This window comes from Neorhizobium huautlense (assembly GCF_030811685.1).
GTDB lineage: Bacteria > Pseudomonadota > Alphaproteobacteria > Rhizobiales > Rhizobiaceae > Neorhizobium > Neorhizobium huautlense_A.
Genome location: NZ_JAUSRF010000005.1, coordinates 169,432 through 185,756, shown reverse-complemented (window position 1 = coordinate 185,756; position 16,325 = coordinate 169,432). Strand labels below are relative to the sequence as shown.

General features: G+C 60.7%; 16 protein-coding genes. 7 read left to right on the top strand and 9 right to left on the bottom strand.

Annotation, left to right across the window (positions count from 1 at the left end; translation table 11 throughout):
* Positions 1-48 precede the first annotated feature (48 nt).
* Positions 49-288: a hypothetical protein gene (locus J2T09_RS09355; protein ID WP_306833572.1), complete on the bottom strand. Its 240-nt coding sequence runs from the start codon at positions 286-288 to the stop codon at positions 49-51.
* Positions 288-563 carry a hypothetical protein gene (locus tag J2T09_RS09350; protein WP_306833893.1) on the bottom strand — a complete coding sequence of 92 codons (276 nt, stop codon included), beginning with the start codon at positions 561-563 and terminating at the stop codon, positions 288-290. Before J2T09_RS09350 ends, J2T09_RS09355 begins: the two co-directional genes overlap by 1 nt.
* Before the next feature lie 259 nt (positions 564-822).
* Here J2T09_RS09350 and J2T09_RS09345 point away from each other — a divergent pair, with 259 nt between their 5' ends.
* The 6 genes from J2T09_RS09345 (at position 823) to J2T09_RS09320 (ending at position 7,268) form a co-directional block, all read left to right on the top strand.
* The gene (locus J2T09_RS09345) at positions 823-1,524 is read left to right on the top strand and encodes a L,D-transpeptidase (protein ID WP_306833570.1); all 702 of its coding nucleotides are present in this window, start codon (positions 823-825) and stop codon (positions 1,522-1,524) included.
* A gap of 79 nt (positions 1,525-1,603) precedes the next feature.
* Positions 1,604-2,461 (top strand): MurR/RpiR family transcriptional regulator, encoded by an 858-nt coding sequence (locus J2T09_RS09340; RefSeq protein ID WP_306833567.1) that lies wholly within the window; start codon positions 1,604-1,606, stop codon positions 2,459-2,461.
* An 81-nt stretch (positions 2,462-2,542) separates the two neighbouring features.
* Positions 2,543-3,670: an ABC transporter substrate-binding protein gene (locus J2T09_RS09335; protein ID WP_306833565.1), complete on the top strand. Its 1,128-nt coding sequence runs from the start codon at positions 2,543-2,545 to the stop codon at positions 3,668-3,670.
* Between the two features lie 223 nt (positions 3,671-3,893).
* Entirely contained in the window at positions 3,894-5,621 is a 1,728-nt protein-coding gene (locus tag J2T09_RS09330) for an ABC transporter permease (protein WP_306833563.1), read from the top strand.
* A 10-nt stretch (positions 5,622-5,631) separates the two neighbouring features.
* Positions 5,632-6,672 carry an ABC transporter ATP-binding protein gene (locus J2T09_RS09325; RefSeq protein WP_306833560.1) on the top strand — a complete coding sequence of 347 codons (1,041 nt, stop codon included), beginning with the start codon at positions 5,632-5,634 and terminating at the stop codon, positions 6,670-6,672.
* Complete coding sequence (locus J2T09_RS09320) at positions 6,669-7,268, top strand: histidine phosphatase family protein (protein ID WP_306833558.1); 600 nt, start codon at positions 6,669-6,671, stop codon at positions 7,266-7,268. Before J2T09_RS09325 ends, J2T09_RS09320 begins: the two co-directional genes overlap by 4 nt.
* Positions 7,269-7,274: 6 nt before the next feature.
* Here J2T09_RS09320 and J2T09_RS09315 read toward each other — a convergent pair whose 3' ends face one another.
* Positions 7,275-7,811 (bottom strand): DUF2478 domain-containing protein, encoded by a 537-nt coding sequence (locus J2T09_RS09315; protein WP_306833556.1) that lies wholly within the window; start codon positions 7,809-7,811, stop codon positions 7,275-7,277.
* A gap of 362 nt (positions 7,812-8,173) precedes the next feature.
* Between J2T09_RS09315 and J2T09_RS09310 the strand changes: the two genes are divergently transcribed.
* On the top strand, positions 8,174-10,339 hold the full coding sequence (locus J2T09_RS09310; protein ID WP_306833554.1) for a TonB-dependent siderophore receptor: 2,166 nt from the start codon (positions 8,174-8,176) through the stop codon (positions 10,337-10,339).
* A 70-nt stretch (positions 10,340-10,409) separates the two neighbouring features.
* Here J2T09_RS09310 and J2T09_RS09305 read toward each other — a convergent pair whose 3' ends face one another.
* The 6 genes from J2T09_RS09305 to J2T09_RS09280 all read right to left on the bottom strand — a co-directional run bounded on the left by J2T09_RS09305 (position 10,410) and on the right by J2T09_RS09280 (position 16,228).
* On the bottom strand, positions 10,410-11,303 hold the full coding sequence (locus tag J2T09_RS09305; RefSeq protein ID WP_306833552.1) for a helix-turn-helix domain-containing protein: 894 nt from the start codon (positions 11,301-11,303) through the stop codon (positions 10,410-10,412).
* A 110-nt stretch (positions 11,304-11,413) separates the two neighbouring features.
* Complete coding sequence (locus J2T09_RS09300) at positions 11,414-12,130, bottom strand: ABC transporter ATP-binding protein (RefSeq protein ID WP_306833550.1); 717 nt, start codon at positions 12,128-12,130, stop codon at positions 11,414-11,416.
* Positions 12,111-12,872, bottom strand: a complete 762-nt coding sequence (locus J2T09_RS09295) for an ABC transporter ATP-binding protein (protein ID WP_306833547.1) — start codon at positions 12,870-12,872, stop codon at positions 12,111-12,113. Before J2T09_RS09295 ends, J2T09_RS09300 begins: the two co-directional genes overlap by 20 nt.
* Complete coding sequence (locus tag J2T09_RS09290; RefSeq protein WP_373458406.1) at positions 12,869-13,861, bottom strand: branched-chain amino acid ABC transporter permease; 993 nt, start codon at positions 13,859-13,861, stop codon at positions 12,869-12,871. The genes J2T09_RS09295 and J2T09_RS09290 overlap by 4 nt, the downstream gene beginning before the upstream one ends.
* On the bottom strand, positions 13,858-14,724 hold the full coding sequence (locus tag J2T09_RS09285; protein WP_306833543.1) for a branched-chain amino acid ABC transporter permease: 867 nt from the start codon (positions 14,722-14,724) through the stop codon (positions 13,858-13,860). Before J2T09_RS09285 ends, J2T09_RS09290 begins: the two co-directional genes overlap by 4 nt.
* Positions 14,725-15,055: 331 nt before the next feature.
* Positions 15,056-16,228, bottom strand: a complete 1,173-nt coding sequence (locus tag J2T09_RS09280) for an ABC transporter substrate-binding protein (RefSeq protein WP_306833540.1) — start codon at positions 16,226-16,228, stop codon at positions 15,056-15,058.
* Positions 16,229-16,325: the final 97 nt, after the last annotated feature.

Sequence of the window (16,325 nt, the reverse complement as noted above, 5' to 3'; positions counted from 1 at the left end):
CTTGCGCCAACGAACAAGGCCTCTCCGCCGGGAGAGGCCTTGTCGCATTCAGGCGCTGTAGATCGCCTGCAACCGCGCCAGATCGACGATTTTTTCCTCTACCGGATCGGCACCCTCACGCAAAGGCTTGAACCAAGCGATCGCCTCGGCCACTGCCGCGGCATGCGGCTCGGGATAACCGCCCAGCCCTATCGCCCATTGGCGAACGATCTCGCGATCCATACGGCCGCTGGCATAACGGTCATGTACGGTTTTCGCCGAATGGATCAGGTCTTCCAGCTTCTTCATCAGTGGACCGCCGGCTCGGGATCCTCGCCGCCGAAAAAGGAACGAATACCATCGCGCTCCACTGTGGCCAGAAACTCCTCGAATGCCTCGCGATCGGTGGCAAAAGGTTCTTCCCAGGTGGTGAGGTCGTCTTCTTCGGTGATGACTTCCATCGTCCAGTCATTCTGGGTGCCGGCCGGACGATAGATATCCACGAGAACGGTCACGTCGTCCTCGGTGAACTCGCCCGCCAGTTCGGAACGTTCCATCTCGGGCTCGTCGTGTTCGTTCGTCATATCGTTTTCCATTGATTTCATCTCTTCAGGCCGGGAATGTTTGAGATATACCGGCTTTACGCCGGTTGCCACTGCTTGGCCGTAATACAGGCAGGCCTCACACAGGCTTTTTGTCGCGATTGCCGCGAGCGTGGCATATTTGCCGAGCTTTTCAGCACCGATGTGGAAATGCCGCCAATGTGATGGCCGCCGGCTTGTTCGCAGCAAAGCGCCGGTTAAGAACGGTTCATCAATTTGCCCGAGAGATTCCATACCCTCCATGACCAGCGAACTTCAATTGTCGCGGCGCGCCTTCGTCATCGGCTCTGTCGCCATGACGGCAACCCTTGCAGGCTGCGCCACCAACACAGGCCCGAAAAACGTTCCCGTTCCAGAACAGGTGCGCCGCCCGATCGTTCCCGCAACCGAAGCCGAATTGCAGGAGCGTTATGCTGCGGTGTCCGATGGCGGCCATCTGATCCCGGCCATTCCCTACCAGCAGATCGATCCAAAGTATTATCGCCAGCGCGTGATCGACCCGACCGGAGAAAAGCCCGGCACCGTCGTCGTCAACACGCCGGAGCGTTTTCTCTACGTCGTAGAGCCGGGTGGCACCGCCATGCGTTATGGTGTCGGCATCGGCCGAGATGGTTTTGCCTGGCAGGGCGAAGGCATCATTCACTGGCGCCAGCCCTGGCCGCGCTGGAAGGTGCCGGACGAGATGATCGCCCGCCAGCCGAGCCTCAAGCGTTTCTCCGTCGAAAACGGCGGCATGGATCCGGGCGTCAAGAACCCGCTCGGCGCCCGCGCGCTTTATATTTTCCAGAACAATCAGGACACGCTCTACCGCCTGCATGGTTCGCCGGAATGGCAGTCGATCGGCAAGGCAACCTCTTCGGGCTGCGTTCGCCTGATCAACCAGGATGTCATCGATCTCTACACCCGCGTGCCCTATCACGCCCGGATCGTCGTGCATCAGTAAGCTGCCGATCGCGCTTGCCGTTGATTTTGCAAGCGTGCCGGGCTAGCCCGGTCGTCGGATCAATGGCGGGCATGGCGAAATGGCGAAAGAGCGTGTTCAAAAAACACTGGTCGAGCGCGTGCAGGCTGTCGCAGGCAGCCTGACATCGACCGAGCAGAAGCTGATTTCCGAACTGATGCGGGCGCCACGCGAAGTGGCGATCGGCACATCCAGCGAATTTGCCGCGCGGCTGGGCGTGCATGAGGCCACGACCTCGCGCCTTGCCCGCAAGCTGGGTTTTTCATCCTATGGCGAATTTCGCGACGAATTGCGCCGCGAATTCCTGAAGGTGGCCGATCCGGCCGAGCGCATTTCCGCAACGCTGAACGATGCCCGCGCGCAAGGCTTTCTGCCGCTTCTGGTGGCCAGCGAAATGGCGGCGCTGACGGCGATGACCGATCACATTTCCGATGCCCGTATTCTCGAAGCCGCGGAAAAACTCGATTGCCGTCGCGTGTTCATTTATGGCCACGGCAATGCCGAGGTTCTGTCCGTGTTGATGGAACGCCGGTTGCGGCGGCTGGGTATCGACAGCCATCCGCTTTCCGGCAGCCCGCGCGATCTGGCCGAACAGATGCTGACACTCTCGGCTGACGACGCCCTTCTCCTCTTCGCCTTCCGTCGCCAGCCGCCGGATTATGAGCGGCTGATGCAGGTGGCAGCAGAGACCAGGGCGAAAACGGTGGTGATTTCCGGCACGATCGGCCCGTCGCTGACGCCGAGCCCCGATGTGCTGCTTTCCGCTCCGCGCGCCGGCATGCCGGACAGCTTTCAGACGCTGACCGTGCCGATGGCGATCTGTAACGCCATCATTCTCGCGCTTGCGGAACGCAGAGGCCCGGATGCACTGGCCACGCTCGACCGGCTGGGCGACCTGATTGCAAAATTCGAAAGCTGATTTGCAAGAAAACTTGCACGTCACAAAACTGTAGCAAGAATACATTACACGGCACTCCGAACCCAACAACGGAGCCACGCCATGCGCCGCATCCTGACTGCAACCGCTGCATTTCTGATGACCACCGCCGCCTTCGCGCAAACCATCGATACGAAAGCACTCGACACCAAGTCTGCCGCCGACCTGCTGCCGCAGGCCAAGCAGGAAGGCAAGGTCACGGTCTACGCCTTCACCAGCCGTATCGGCCGGGTCGAAAAGGCCTTTGAGGCCGCTTACCCGGGTATCGACATGGTCACTTTCGACATTTCTTCGACCGAGCAGATCGCCCGCATCAAGAGCGAGGCGCAGGCAGGTCTTCCGGGCGCCGACGTGATCTACATTTCCGATGCGCCGGTGGTTTTGACCGAGCTTTTCGCCAACAAGCTGGTGACGCCTTATGTGCCGCCGCGTGTTGCCGGTGATCTTGCAGATCAGTTCAAGTCGCCGCTTCTGGCCCAGCGGCTTTCCACCAAGGTGCTGATGTATAACGAGGAGGCGCATCCGAACGGTTCGCCGGTCAAGAACCTCTGGGACCTGACCAGGCCGGAATGGAAGGGCCGCGTGATCATGGTCGATCCGCTGCAGCGCGGCGATTACCTCGACCTGATGACCGAAATCGTTTTGCAATCCGACGAAATGGCCACGGCTTACGAAGCCGCGTTCGGCAAGAAGATCGAACTCACCGACGGCAATGACAACGCCGGCCAGCAGTTCATCACCGACCTGTTCGCCAATGACCTCGTTCTGGTCGGCTCGACCGACGACGTGAACAAGGCGATCGGCGCCAAGGGCCAGGAAAAGCCGCCGATCGGTTTCACCAGCTATTCCGACCGCCGCGACAACGAGGATGAAGGCTGGGCACTGCAGGTGGCCAACGACGTTGCGCCTTCCAACGGCATCGTTTTCCCGGCGCTGCTGGCGCTGAACCCGAAGCCGGCCAACCCCGCCGCCGCCCGCCTCGCCGTCGATTTCATGATGGGTGACGAGACGGAAACCGGCGGCGACGGTTTCAAGCCCTTCTACGTGGCCGGCGACTGGGCCACCCGTTCCGACATCAAGCCGCACAAGGACGCCATTCCGCTTAGCCACTTCAAGGGCTGGCAGATGGCACCGGAAGAAACGGCCAAGATCCGTGCCGAAGTGGCGGATTTCATTCTCGCGCTGCAGTGAGAAATGTAACGGTGGTTGAGCTCGGTTCAGCCACCTACCAGCCTTGGCGCAGCCCCTCATCCGGCTGCCGCCACCTTCTCCCCGTAAAGACGGGGAGAAGGAATGTACCGCAAGCTCACCGCTCACCCTCGCCCCGCTCGCGGGGAGAGGGCGCGCCGAGCGAAGCGGAGGCGGGGTGAGGGGCCGCCCCAAACACCGCCCCGACATTTTTTTGGAGTACCACATGACCACCCTGCTCGGGCCGATCGGTTCAGCACTCAACAAACGCGGGCTGACGCTTGCCATGGCGCTGGTGCTCTTCGCACTGGTCGCCGCACCGCTTGCCACCATTCTCGTGCAGACGCTTTACCCGTCCTCCGCCGCCTGGGGCGATGTGCTGGCAAGCCGCCTGTCGAACAACCTGTTCGTTCGCCCGACCATCAACACCATGATCATCGGGCTCGGCGTGGCTGCCGGCTGCGTGCTGCTCGGAGGCTTTCTCGCCTGGCTGGTGGTGATGACCGATATCCCCGGCCGACCGGCCATCGCCTTCATGGCAACGTTACCCTTCATGATCCCGAGTTTTGCCACAGCACTTGCCTGGGGTACGGTCTTCCGCAACGGTCGCGTCGGCGGTGGCGGTGGCCTGCTGGAAGGCCTTGGTTTTGCCGTGCCCGACTGGCTCTCCTGGGGCATGACGCCGACCATCGTCGTGCTGATCGCCCATTATTATGCGCTGGCCTTCACCGTCATTGCCGCAGCCCTTGCCACCGTCAACGGTGACCTCGTCGAAGCCGCACAAATGACCGGTGCCTCGCGCAAACGCATCCTGTTCGGCATCGTGCTACCCGTGGTCACGCCCGCCATCATCGCCGGCGGATCGCTCGCCTTTGCCGGTGCCGTTTCCAATTTCGCAGCCCCTGCCCTGCTCGGCCTGCCGGTCAGGATGCAAACGCTTTCCACCCGCCTGTTCGGCATGATCGAGATCGGCCAGACGGAGCGCGGTTATGTTCTCGCCATTCTGCTGATCGGCATTTCCGCGATTTTTCTCGGCCTCGGTAACCGCATGCTTTCCGGCCGTCGCAGCTTTGCGACGATCGGCGGCAAGGGCGCCAAACCGCGCCGGTTTGCGCTTGGCAATGCACGCCTGCCACTGACCATGGCAGCATGGGTGATCTGCATTCTCACCACCATCCTGCCTATCCTGCTGCTTGTCGCGGCAAGCCTTGCTCCCTCCTCGCTCGCACTCTTTTCCGATTGGACGCTGCATTACTGGATCGGCGACAGCAACCCCGCCTTCGCGCGCGGCCAACCCGGCATCTTTCACAACCCGCAGCTGCTTTCGGCGCTGACGACAACGCTGATCCTCGGCGCATCGGTAGCGCTCGCCGCCAACATCATCGGCATCCTGATCGCCGTGGCCCTGACGCGGCAAAAAGTGCCGATCATGAGCAACCTCGTTTCGCAACTCAGCTTTCTGCCGATGCTGCTGCCGGGTATCGCCTTTGCCGCCGCCTATATCGCGCTTTACGGCGCGCCGATCGGCCCGCTGCCTGCCCTTTACGGTACCAAGCTGCTGCTGGCGCTCGCCCTCACCGCCGCCATGCTGCCCTTCGCCGTGCAGACGGGCCGCGCCACAGTCTCGCAGATTTCAGGCGATATCGACGAGGCCGCCCGCATGACCGGCGCCGGCTTCTTCCGCAGGCTCGGCGCTATCACGCTGCCGCTGGCGGCGCGTGGTCTGGCGGCCGGTCTGCTGATCACCTTCGTCAATGTCATCGGCGATCTGGCGATCACCATTCTTCTCTACACGCCAACCTCGCCGCTTCTGGCCGTGCTGTCCTATTCCTATGCATCCGACGGGTTCCATCAATTCGCCAATGCGGTGACACTGGTTATCCTGATCATTTCCATGCTGGCCACCGGTGCCGCCACGCTTCTGCGCGGCCGCCGTCGCCAGTCCTTTACCTGAGGCAAAACCCGTGATTTCCCTCGACAAGATCACAAAATCCTTCGGCAATTCCAATGCCGTTTCCGATGTCAGCTTTTCCGTGCCGGAAGGTTCGTTTCTGGTCCTGCTTGGCCCTTCCGGCTGCGGCAAGAGCACGATGCTGCGCATGCTGGCCGGTCTCGACCAGCCGACATCCGGCAAAATGCAGTTCGGCGACACGCTGGTCGCCGATGGCGAGGTCGGCCTTTCGCTGCCGCCCGCAGACCGCAATGCCGGTCTGGTGTTCCAGTCCTATGCGCTATGGCCGCATATGACGGTGGCCGGCAATATCGAATGGCCGCTGAAGGTAGCGAAACTGCCGACAGAAGCACGGCGCGCCCGCGTTCTCGAAGCCATGGAAATGCTCGGCATCGAAAGGCTCGCCAACCGTTATCCCGGCGAAATTTCCGGCGGCCAGCAGCAGCGCGTGGCGCTGGCCCGCATGATCGCACCGCGCCCGAAGGTGATGTTGTTCGACGAGCCCCTCTCCAACCTCGATGCCACGTTGCGCGTGGAAATGCGCTTCGAACTGCTGAAAGTTCACGCCGCCACGGGGGCCACCGCCGTCTACGTGACCCACGATCAGGTGGAGGCGATGACGATGGCGACGCATGTGGCAGTGATGAACAACGGTCGTATCGAACAGTTCGATGCGCCCGACCGACTGCTGGCCGAACCGGCCTCGGCCTTCGTCGCCGGTTTCGTCGGCACGCCTGCCGCCAACCTGATCCCGATCGAAAACGGCATGTGGTTCGGCACCATGCCCGACCCGCTGCTGCGGGATCACAGCGGCCACGCCATGGTGCGGGCCGAACAGATCACGCTGGCCGACGAGGAAGGTCTGCGCACCTTCGATGCCGTTCTGGCCGAAGTGGTGCCGATGGCCGGGCGGTTTCTTGTGACCGGCATCGTCAATGGTATCCGCATCACCGCCGTCTCCGATCACGTGGCGCGTCCTTCGGGTAAACTGCACTTCCGTCTGCCAGCGGCTCCGGCGGCAATTTTTGATAAACAGGGAACACGCATTTCATGAAACGTATTCTTCTGGTTCGCCATGGCGAAAGCGAATGGAACGCCATCCGCCGCCTGCAGGGACAGGCCGATATCGAGCTTTCGGAGCGCGGCACGCAACAGGCGCGGGCGCTAGCGCCCATGGTTGCCAGCTTCAACCCCGGTCTCGTCCTGACATCGGACCTCAAGCGCGCGGCAAATACCGCTGCTCTTCTCGGACACGAGGATGCGGTGCGCGAACCGCTGCTGCGCGAACAGAATGTCGGCGCCTGGACCGGCATGGAAATCGCACAGCTGATTGAGGATGCGCCCGGTGCCTATGCCGGCTGGCGGGCCGGCACGTTTGCGCCGGAAAACGGCGAGATCTGGGCCGATTTTCGCGCCCGCGTGACGAGCGCTCTGGACAAGGCGATCAGCGCTGAAGCCGAAACGGTGCTGATGGTCTGCCATGGCGGCGTCATTCGTGCAGCACTCGATGGCGCGCTCGGGCTGCCGCCGGCGCGCATCATTCCGGTCGGACCGGCAAGCCTGACCATTCTTGCGTTTCCGAAAAGCGAGCCGCGACTGGAAGTGTTCAATGCCACGACATTCGCGCCGGTTATCGACGCGCCGGATTGAAACCGGTCAGGCGCTCATCTCAAGTCCGAGGACCGACCGGCACCAGTCGAGAACGGCATCCTCATCGAAAGGCAGAAGGGTGGACATCTCGCCGGTATAGGCGTTCCAGCCTTCGACATGCTCCGGCTTGACGGAGGTGAGAACCGGCAGGCCGAGCGCGATGGCCTTTTCGTAAACGACCCGCAGGCCGCTGCCCTCGGTTTCCGTGCGGCCGAAACGGTTGAGCACGAGAAGGTCGATATCGCCATCCAGCCGGGCGAGTGCACGCCCGGCCACATCCGCCAGCACGCCGGGGTCGAGACGACAGCCGGAACCCGCGCCACCGCGCGGCTGCATGATCGCAAAGGTCTCGCCGGTTTCGATATTTTCCGCGACCACTTCGGCATCATGCCCGGCCGGTGCCGGATATTCCCGCTGGATGTAACCACCCACCCGCACGCCCTGTCGCTTGAGCATTACGATGACGGAATCGAAGAGCGGCTCCGCCGAGACATCACTGCGAAGGACGATGGCGACAAGAAGGGGCAAGGACGCATCCGGCATGGCATATTCCCGATTTTTCCTGATCATTGCTTTCGGCATAACGGGTGAGAAGAACCGATGCACGTGTGAAATTCGCGCATGTCGCGATCAGCGCGTTCACCCTGTCAAAATCGTCGGCACCCCGCTCGCCTCCTGTGCAACTGTGCCACAGTTTCAATGAATCCCAGTGCTTGCGGCAAAAGCGCCTGCAAAATTCTGCGGTTTTCTACAAATTGTCGGAAAGCTACAATACCTGACAAGCGAGGTCAGGTTAGTAGGCTTTCGGGGGCTATCACATCAGCGTTATCAGTGACGCCTCCGCATAAGGACACGGCGCCCACGCCAACAGCCTTCGTATTTTTCTAACCTGTGGAACCTGGAAAATGGATAGCAAGAGAACCGGCAGAACCAAGAAACGCTCCTTCACACGTCGAGCGAACGCGGTTCTTCTGAGCTGCACGGCAATCATCGCACTGGCGCCCGGTCTCGTGGTGGCCCAGGAGCCGGCGTCCGGTGCAGCAACGGTTCTCCAGACCATCACAGTAGAGGGCAATGGCGGCGATGACGATTCGAAGACGATCGTGGCCAACCGCACGACGGGAGCAGGCAAGCTCGCAACCGAAGTGCTGACGACCCCCGCTTCCGTGTCCGTCGTGACCGCCAAGGAAATTCAGGAACGCGGCGCGACCAGCGTCGAACAGGTCGTACAATATACGGCCGGCGTCATTACCGATTTTTACGGAACAGACGACCGCTTCGACTATTTCGATATTCGCGGCTTCACGCCCTACACCTATCGTGACGGACTTGCTATTGGCCGGACATTCGGGGGCATCAAAGAAGAGCCATACGCATTTGAGCGCCTGGAGGTTCTCAAGGGCGTCAGTTCCGCAGGTTTTGGCGTGGCTGAACCGGGCGGCTCGGTAAATTATGTGACGAAAACGCCCAAAAGTGAGCGTTTCGGCGAAGTGTATACAACTGGCGGCTCCTACGCCCATAAGGAAGTCGGCTTCGATTTCGGCGACAACATCACGCAGGACGACACGCTTTCCTATCGCCTGACCGGCAAGCTGCAGCGCGCCGATGCGGAATATGACTTTTCGCGCGACGATGAAAACTTCTTCATGGGTGGCCTGACCTGGCGCCCAACCGACGCAACCAGCCTGACCTTCGTCTACGACCATCTGGACAAGAAGGGCGTTCCCGGCAGCGGCGGTTATCCGCTGGAAGGTGATTTCGACCGATCCTCATTTTTCGGCGAACCGGATTATTATCACAACAACGTCAACCGCAACAGCTACAGCCTGATGTTCGACCATGACTTCGGCAACGGTCTGAGCTTCGGTTCCAAGGCGCGTTACAGCAAGTCGTTCATCGATGCCGCCAGTGCATATCTGCTGCGGACGACTCCCGGCTCGACGGAAGCCAGCCGGTATTTTTACGGCAGCGACCAGTCCGTCGAACAGTTCGTGGTTGACGCCAACCTGACCTACGAAGCGAACTTCGACACGGTCGATAGTCGCACCCTGGTAGGCGTCGAATACAATAGCTACAAGTCGGATAACTACACCCTGTACCTTTCTCCGGAAAATCCATGGGATCCCTATCCGTTCTATCCCGTTCCTCCGATTGATTGGACCAACCCGGTTTATTCTGGTGGCCCTGATCCGTCCCTGCTGAAGTCACTTCAGACAAGTGATCAAAAAACCAAGGCAATCTACCTTCAGCAGGAACTGACATTCTCTGATCGGCTGACCGTGAGCCTTGGCCTGCGTAACGATTGGCTGGATCTGAGCGACACGTCCCAGGCGCCGTCGTTGCCAGGCTCGTCAGCGCAGGGCGACTACAGCGAGTTCACAAAGCGCATCGGCGTCAGCTACAAGATCACACCGGAGCTGGCGGCCTTTGCCAGCTACGGTGAATCGGTTGCGCCGCCAGCGACCGGCGCCGAACCCACCACCGGCAAACAGTACGAATTCGGCTTCAAATACAAACCGGATGCCCTGCCCGCGCTGTTTACGGCGTCATTCTACGATCTGACCAAGAAAAACGTCGGCACCTACGACTACGTCACCTACCTGCCTGATACTGTAGAGAAGGTACGCAATCGTGGTATCGAGCTTGAAGCCAAGGCTGAAGTTACGGATAACATCAACCTGATCGCGTCCTACAGCTACATCGATTCCAAGATCGACGAGCCCGGTGGCAGCACTGACGGCAACCGCCTGATGCGCGTGCCTGAGCATGTGGCTTCGGTCTGGGGCACCTATACGCTGCCAGGTGATGGCGCACGTGGCGACATGACATTCGGCCTCGGCGCGCGTTATATGGGTGAATATTTCACCAACATCGAGAACACCACCTACGGCGAGGAATCGATCCTGTTCGATGCTGCCTTCACCTACAAGGTTCAGCCGAACACGACATTCCAGCTGAACGTCAGCAACCTGTTTGACGAAAAGCATATCGCCCAACGTGACGACGCTGCCGGCATCAAGTTCTACAATGCCGGCCGCACCATCATGGCGACGCTGCGCCAGAGCTGGTAAAAACAACAAAACCCCGCCCGGACATCTCCGGGCGGGGTTTTCTTTGAGATCGGATTAAAGTCGCAGCGACCTACCGCGCCTTCTGCATCCGCCGCCACGCTGCCGGCGTATCGCCAACGACCTGCCGAAACGTCTTCGTCAGATGGGCCTGATCGGTAAAACCGAGTTTTGCCGCGATATCCGTGACCGTCATGTCGCTTTCCAGCATGATCCGCTGCGCCAGTTCGACGCGGCGGCCGAGCTGCCATTGCAGCGGCGTCTGGCCGGTCGTGTTCTTGAACACCTTGTTGAACCAGCTTTCGGACAGGCCGACCGTCGTCGCCATTTCCGCAACCGTCAGCTTCAGCCCGCCTTCCATCTGCGCCCGCGCGACAAGCTTGCCCATCTGCGCCTGCGAAAGCTTGTAGTTCCAGCCGTCCTCTTCATCGACCGGGATATCCAGAAGCCCCGTGACGAGACTGCCGACCAGGCTTTCCGCATAGACCGGATGTTTGCTGGGGTTTTCCACCTCCGCCACCAGCAGACTGGCCAATGCTTCGATTGCACCGACATCCTGCGTCTCGACAGGTCTCGTCAATGCCGTCTTGGCGGCCGACGTGCCAAGTGATGGTGCCAGGAATTTCAAAAGACGATCACGATGGATATGCACATCCACATGCGAAAAACGATGGTCGGCGCAGGCGGATGTCCACATGGGCACACCGGCCGGCACGTAGATCGCACGGGCCATGCGCCGCAAATCCCGGCCCGCGCCTTCTCCGTGGTTCGACATGCGGAACTGCGCGGAAATGTCGTTGAAGAAAATCATCACCCTCGGATCGGGCGAAACGTAATACCCCTTGGCGCCAACCTTGCAGCTTGCCTGCCAGAAAACACCCACAGCGCCATCAAGGCAGCGCCATTTCACCGGCGCTGTCGGCGTGATGCCTTCCGTATAGGCAGTCATGGATGGGATATAGCTCACTCGATACCCGTTTATAAACGCGGCGGGGCAAACGCCTCAAAAGATGAGCACGACTATCATGTATGATGCAGGCAGGCAATCAGCCGCTGGTTGGGGTCGAAATCAACCGTTCAATGCAGGCCGCCAACACCGAGCAGCCGATCGACCGTTTCCTGATCGGCCGAAAGTGCCTGTGGCGTGCCGGTCCATGCGATGCGGCCGCGCTCCATGATCATCACCCAATCGGCAAATTCCAGCGCACTCTGTATGCGTTGTTCAACCAGCAGGATTGTGGTTTCGCCCGATTGCGCCAGAAGCGAAAAAGCGGCCATCAACTCCTCGCAGATAACAGGCGCCAATCCTTCCAGCGGTTCATCGAGCAGAAGTACGCTCGGCTGGCCGAGAATGGTACGGGCAGTCGACAACATCTGCTGTTCGCCACCCGACAGCTGGCTGCCGAGATTGGAGCGCCGCTCTTTCAACCGCGGAAACATTGTGTACGCTTCCTCGATCGCCGATTTCGGCCGGCTTTTCAGGCCGACAAAAAGGTTTTCCTCCACCGTCAGGCTCGGAAAAACATCGCGCGTCTGCGGCACATATCCAAGACCGGACAAAGCACGTGTAGCGCTCGGCTGGGCGGCGATATCCTGGCCGCCAAGACGGATTTCGCCGCCATACCGCCGCGTCTGGCCGGCGATAGTGGCGAACAGGCTGGTCTTGCCCATGCCGTTTCGGCCAAGCACGGCGAGGCGTTCGCCGGCAGGCACGGAAAACGAGATATCCTCGATCACCCGCGTCGGACCGTAACCGGCCGACAGTTTTGTCACCTCAAGCGGCGCTGCCGGCATTGGCATAACTCCCCAGATAAGCTTCGCGCACGGCTACATCCTGTGTGACATCCTGCGGCGAACCATCGAAAATGACGGTGCCGGCGGCGAGCACCATGACCCGTTTGGCGAAACGGAAAACCAGATCCATGTCGTGTTCGATCATCAGCACGGCGAGATCGGGCGGCAGCATGTCGAGCGCGCGCTCGATGCGGGCGGTTTCCGCCTGCGGCACGCCAGCGGCCGGCTCGTCTAGCAGCAGCACTTTCGGGCGCAGTGCCATGGCAAGCGCAATTTCGAGGAGGCGCTGCTGGCCATAGGCGATCTCGCGCACTTTCAGATGCGCGAGTTCACTCAAGCCCAGCAGGTTGAGGATGTCGCCGACCTCTTCAACGACCTGGCGCATGGCATCATGACGGCCAAACATGCGCGTCGATTTTCCATCGCGCTGCAGGATGGCGAGCGCCACATGTTCCTGCGGCGTCATGTCGGCAAAAAGACGCGTGACCTGAAACGAACGGACAAGACCGCGTTGCACACGCTGCATCGCCTTGACGCCGGTAATGTCTTCTCCGGCCAGCGTGATCGACCCGCCATCCGGCTTGAGATGGCCGGTGACGAGATTGACGAAGGTGGTTTTTCCAGCGCCATTGGGGCCGATCAGCGCGAGCCGATCACCGGGAGCGAGCGACAGCGACACGTCATTGGTGACGGCGAGACCACCAAAATTTTTTCGGAGATTTTTGACTTCGAACAGGCTCATTTCCCACCTCCGCGACGACGCGACAGGAAGGCGGCGGCTGATCCGTAAAGCCCCTTCGGCGCAAACAGCACGACGACGATCAAAAGCGCGCCTACGATGGTGAGCCAGTGGAACGGATTGGCGGCGGAGACGACATCCTCGAACCACATGAACGAGACGGTGCCGACCATGGCACCATAAAGCGAACCGGTGCCGCCGAGCACCAGCATGACAAGGGCCTCCGCCGAGAGCGTAAACGACAGGCTGTCGAGACCGACGACTTGCGTGGAGATGGCATTGAGTGCGCCGCCGATGCCGGCCACCGCGCCTGATATGACATACATGCGCAACATTACCGAATGCACCGACGCGCCCATGGCGGCGACACGCACCGGATCTTCCCGCACGCCACGCGCCAGCATGCCGAAGGGTGACTGCACGAGGATGCGCAGGAGAACGAAAACGATCAGCAGCAGGACGATGCCGTAGACATAGGCCGTGCGGCCCCAGAGATCGAATTCGAACAGGCCGAGCAGCGCATCCGTGGTGATGCCGGAGAGACCATCACTGCCGCCGGTCCAGCTCGATGCCTTGTTGGCGACCTCGTGAAAGAGATGGACGACAGCGATGGAGAGAACCAGTTGCGGCAGGCCGTGCGCGCGCAAAATCACGAGGCCGGAGACGAGACCGGCCAAGGCACCGGCGACAGCGCCGATCAGCGTCATGGTCAGCGGTTCGGTGATACCGAAATGGGCCGAGACGATGCCGGCACCATAGGCCCCTGCCCCAAACAGCGCCGCATGGCCGAGCGTGGCGACGCCGCAATAACCGGTAACGAGATCGATCGAGAGCACGAGCAGCATGGTGGCGACGATGCGGGTGAGCAGCGCCAGATTGTTGGGGAACAGGAAATAACCGATGACGCTAGCCGCGATGATGACGGCGATGCCGATCAGCGTTCCGAGGGACCGGCGGCGTGTGGGAAGAGTGCTATTCATCAAAACCGTCATGACTTGAACCGCCCTCCCAGACCGCGTGGGAACAGGGTGACGATGACGATCACCGCGAGATAGAAAAAGAACTCACCATATTCCGGCGCGAGATAACGCCCGGTCGTATCGATGGCGCCGAGCAGAAGACAGGCGATCAATGCGCCCGGAATGGAACCTGCACCACCGATCGAGACGGCAACGAGAAAGGTGACCATGTAACGCAGTGCGTAATAGGGTTCGACCGGCAGAAGCTCGGCCCCGACCACGCCACCAAAGGCGGCAAGCCCGACTGCGACGGCAAAGCTGATGGCATAAACCAGTTGGGTGCGCACGCCGAGTGCTGCGGCCATCGGCGCGTTATCGACAGCGGCGCGCAGGCGTATGCCGAAGGCGGTCCGTTCGATCAGGAACCACAGGCCACCGGCAACGACGAGGCCGCAGACGATGGCAAAGATGCGGTGCGTGGCGATGGCGCGGAAACCGAGGTCGATGGAACCGGACAGCGTCTGCGGCAGCGCAATGGTTTTAAGCGTCGGGCCAAACGCGTAGTTGGCGATGCCGATGACGCAGAAGGTGATGCCGATGGTCATCAGCACCTGCGTCAGTTCCGGCGCGCCATAGATGCGGCGGTAAAGCAGCCGTTCGATCGGCACGGCGATGATGGCGGTGGCGATGACGGCAATCAGGATCGCCGGCGCATAACCGAGGCCGAGATCGCGGGTGGCATAGGAGGCGAGATAACCGCCGATCATGGCGAAGGCGCCATGGGCGAGATTGACCACCCGCATCAGACCCATCGTCACCGACAGCCCGATCGAGATCACGAACAGCACCATGCCATAGGCAAGGGCGTCGATGGCTATGCTCAGGACTGTCTGCATGCTTGGGTGATGATCCTTGTGGTCATGTCTGGTACGTCGGCTTGTCTGGAGCGACGGTTTGCCTGGAGATACGGTGCTGTTCAGCCGACTTCCCCCCTTGAGGGGGAGATGCCCGGCAGGGCAGAGGGGGGGGTGTTCTGGCACAAATGCCGCTTTCGATCCGTCTGCCGTACCGTCGCTTACCCCCCTCTGTCACCTTTCGGTGACATCTCCCCCTCAAGGGGGAGATCGAAGGGAGTTTGCGGCTCCGCTCCGTCTCAGATGCCAGTCGCTAGCGCTTGTGGCAAACTATGAGGAGCCATTCAGTTTCCAAGCGGCATCATCCAAAACCCTATTTCACAGCCGCCAGTCCCGGATCACCCTGACGCTCAAACGTCTTGATTTCCTTGTTGATGTAGTTGCCATCCGGCCCCTTGGTCACTTCACGCAGATAGATATTCTGGGTGATGTGGCGGCTTTCGGCGTCGATCGAGACCGGGCCGCGCGGGCTCACCCACGAAAGCCCCTTGACCGCATCGACGGCCTTCTTGGCATCCTGCTCACCGCCGGTCGCCTCGATCATCTTGTAGATGACATGCATGCCGTCATAAGCGCCGACAGCCGGGAAGGACAGTTCGGCAGGGTTGCCGATCGCTTTAGATGCAGCTTCGACAAAGGCCTTGTTTTCCGGGCTGTCATGGCTGACGGCATAATGGAAGGTGGTCTGCATGCCGGCCGCCGCTTCGCCCAGAGCCGGAAGGTCGGATTCCTGCGTCAGGTCGCCCGGCGCAAAAATCTTGATGCCGGCGGTCTTCAGGCCGTTCTGGTTATAGGCTTTTACGAAACCGAGCGTGGTCGGACCCGACGGCAGGAAGGCAAACACCGCGCCGGCACCGGAATCCTTGATACGCTGCATGATCGGCGAAAAATCGTTGGTCGATAGCGGCATGCGGATGGCCTCGACGACGCTGCCGCCGGCCTTTTCAAAACCTGCCTTGAAGGCGTTTTCGGCATCGACGCCCGGGCCGTAATCGCTGACCACGGTGATGACCTTGTCGACACCGGCATCCTTGGCGACCTGCGCTATCGGCGTAGACGTCTGCCACGTGGTGAACGAGGTGCGCACCACATAAGGGCTTTTGGTGACGATGGCCGAGGTGGCGGCATTCATCACCACCATCGGCACATTGCCCTGCTCGAGGATCGGCGTTGCCGCCATCGCATCCGGGGTGAAATAGAAGCCGGCGAGATATTGCACGCCTTCCTTGACGATCAGTTCCTGCGCCAGCGCCTTGGATTGCGCCGGATCGGCCTGCGGCACGTCGCGATAGATGATCTCGACATCGTTATCGCCGATCTTGGCACCATTGACCGCCATATAGGCATCGATGCCGGCCTTAAAATTTTTGCCCTGAAGCGCGAACGGGCCGGAAAACGGACCGACGACACCGACCTTGATCGTGGCCGCTTCAGCGCTGACACTCATTGCAAGAGCCGCAATGGCGGCACCCAAAAATCTCTTCATGTTACCCTCCCTGATGCGAAGCCCATCGGGCCTCCTCCTCCGCATTCAAATTGCAGTTTGTCATATGGCGCGTCCAAGTAAAATGAATTGGCCGAGA

Excerpts from the sequence above, each read along its gene's own strand:
- J2T09_RS09350 (WP_306833893.1), bottom strand. The coding sequence starts at position 563 with ATGACGAACGAACACGACGAGCCCGAGATGGAACGTTCCGAACTGGCG.
- J2T09_RS09355 (WP_306833572.1), bottom strand. The coding sequence starts at position 288 with ATGAAGAAGCTGGAAGACCTGATCCATTCGGCGAAAACCGTACATGAC.
- J2T09_RS09340 (WP_306833567.1), top strand. The coding sequence starts at position 1,604 with ATGGCGAAAGAGCGTGTTCAAAAAACACTGGTCGAGCGCGTGCAGGCT.
- J2T09_RS09285 (WP_306833543.1), bottom strand. The coding sequence starts at position 14,724 with ATGCAGACAGTCCTGAGCATAGCCATCGACGCCCTTGCCTATGGCATG.
- J2T09_RS09295 (WP_306833547.1), bottom strand. The coding sequence starts at position 12,872 with ATGAGCCTGTTCGAAGTCAAAAATCTCCGAAAAAATTTTGGTGGTCTC.
- J2T09_RS09345 (WP_306833570.1), top strand. The coding sequence starts at position 823 with ATGACCAGCGAACTTCAATTGTCGCGGCGCGCCTTCGTCATCGGCTCT.
- J2T09_RS09335 (WP_306833565.1), top strand. The coding sequence starts at position 2,543 with ATGCGCCGCATCCTGACTGCAACCGCTGCATTTCTGATGACCACCGCC.
- J2T09_RS09330 (WP_306833563.1), top strand. The coding sequence starts at position 3,894 with ATGACCACCCTGCTCGGGCCGATCGGTTCAGCACTCAACAAACGCGGG.
- J2T09_RS09290 (WP_373458406.1), bottom strand. The coding sequence starts at position 13,861 with ATGACGGTTTTGATGAATAGCACTCTTCCCACACGCCGCCGGTCCCTC.
- J2T09_RS09300 (WP_306833550.1), bottom strand. The coding sequence starts at position 12,130 with ATGCCGGCAGCGCCGCTTGAGGTGACAAAACTGTCGGCCGGTTACGGT.
- J2T09_RS09280 (WP_306833540.1), bottom strand. The coding sequence starts at position 16,228 with ATGAAGAGATTTTTGGGTGCCGCCATTGCGGCTCTTGCAATGAGTGTC.
- J2T09_RS09315 (WP_306833556.1), bottom strand. The coding sequence starts at position 7,811 with ATGCCGGATGCGTCCTTGCCCCTTCTTGTCGCCATCGTCCTTCGCAGT.
- J2T09_RS09310 (WP_306833554.1), top strand. The coding sequence starts at position 8,174 with ATGGATAGCAAGAGAACCGGCAGAACCAAGAAACGCTCCTTCACACGT.
- J2T09_RS09320 (WP_306833558.1), top strand. The coding sequence starts at position 6,669 with ATGAAACGTATTCTTCTGGTTCGCCATGGCGAAAGCGAATGGAACGCC.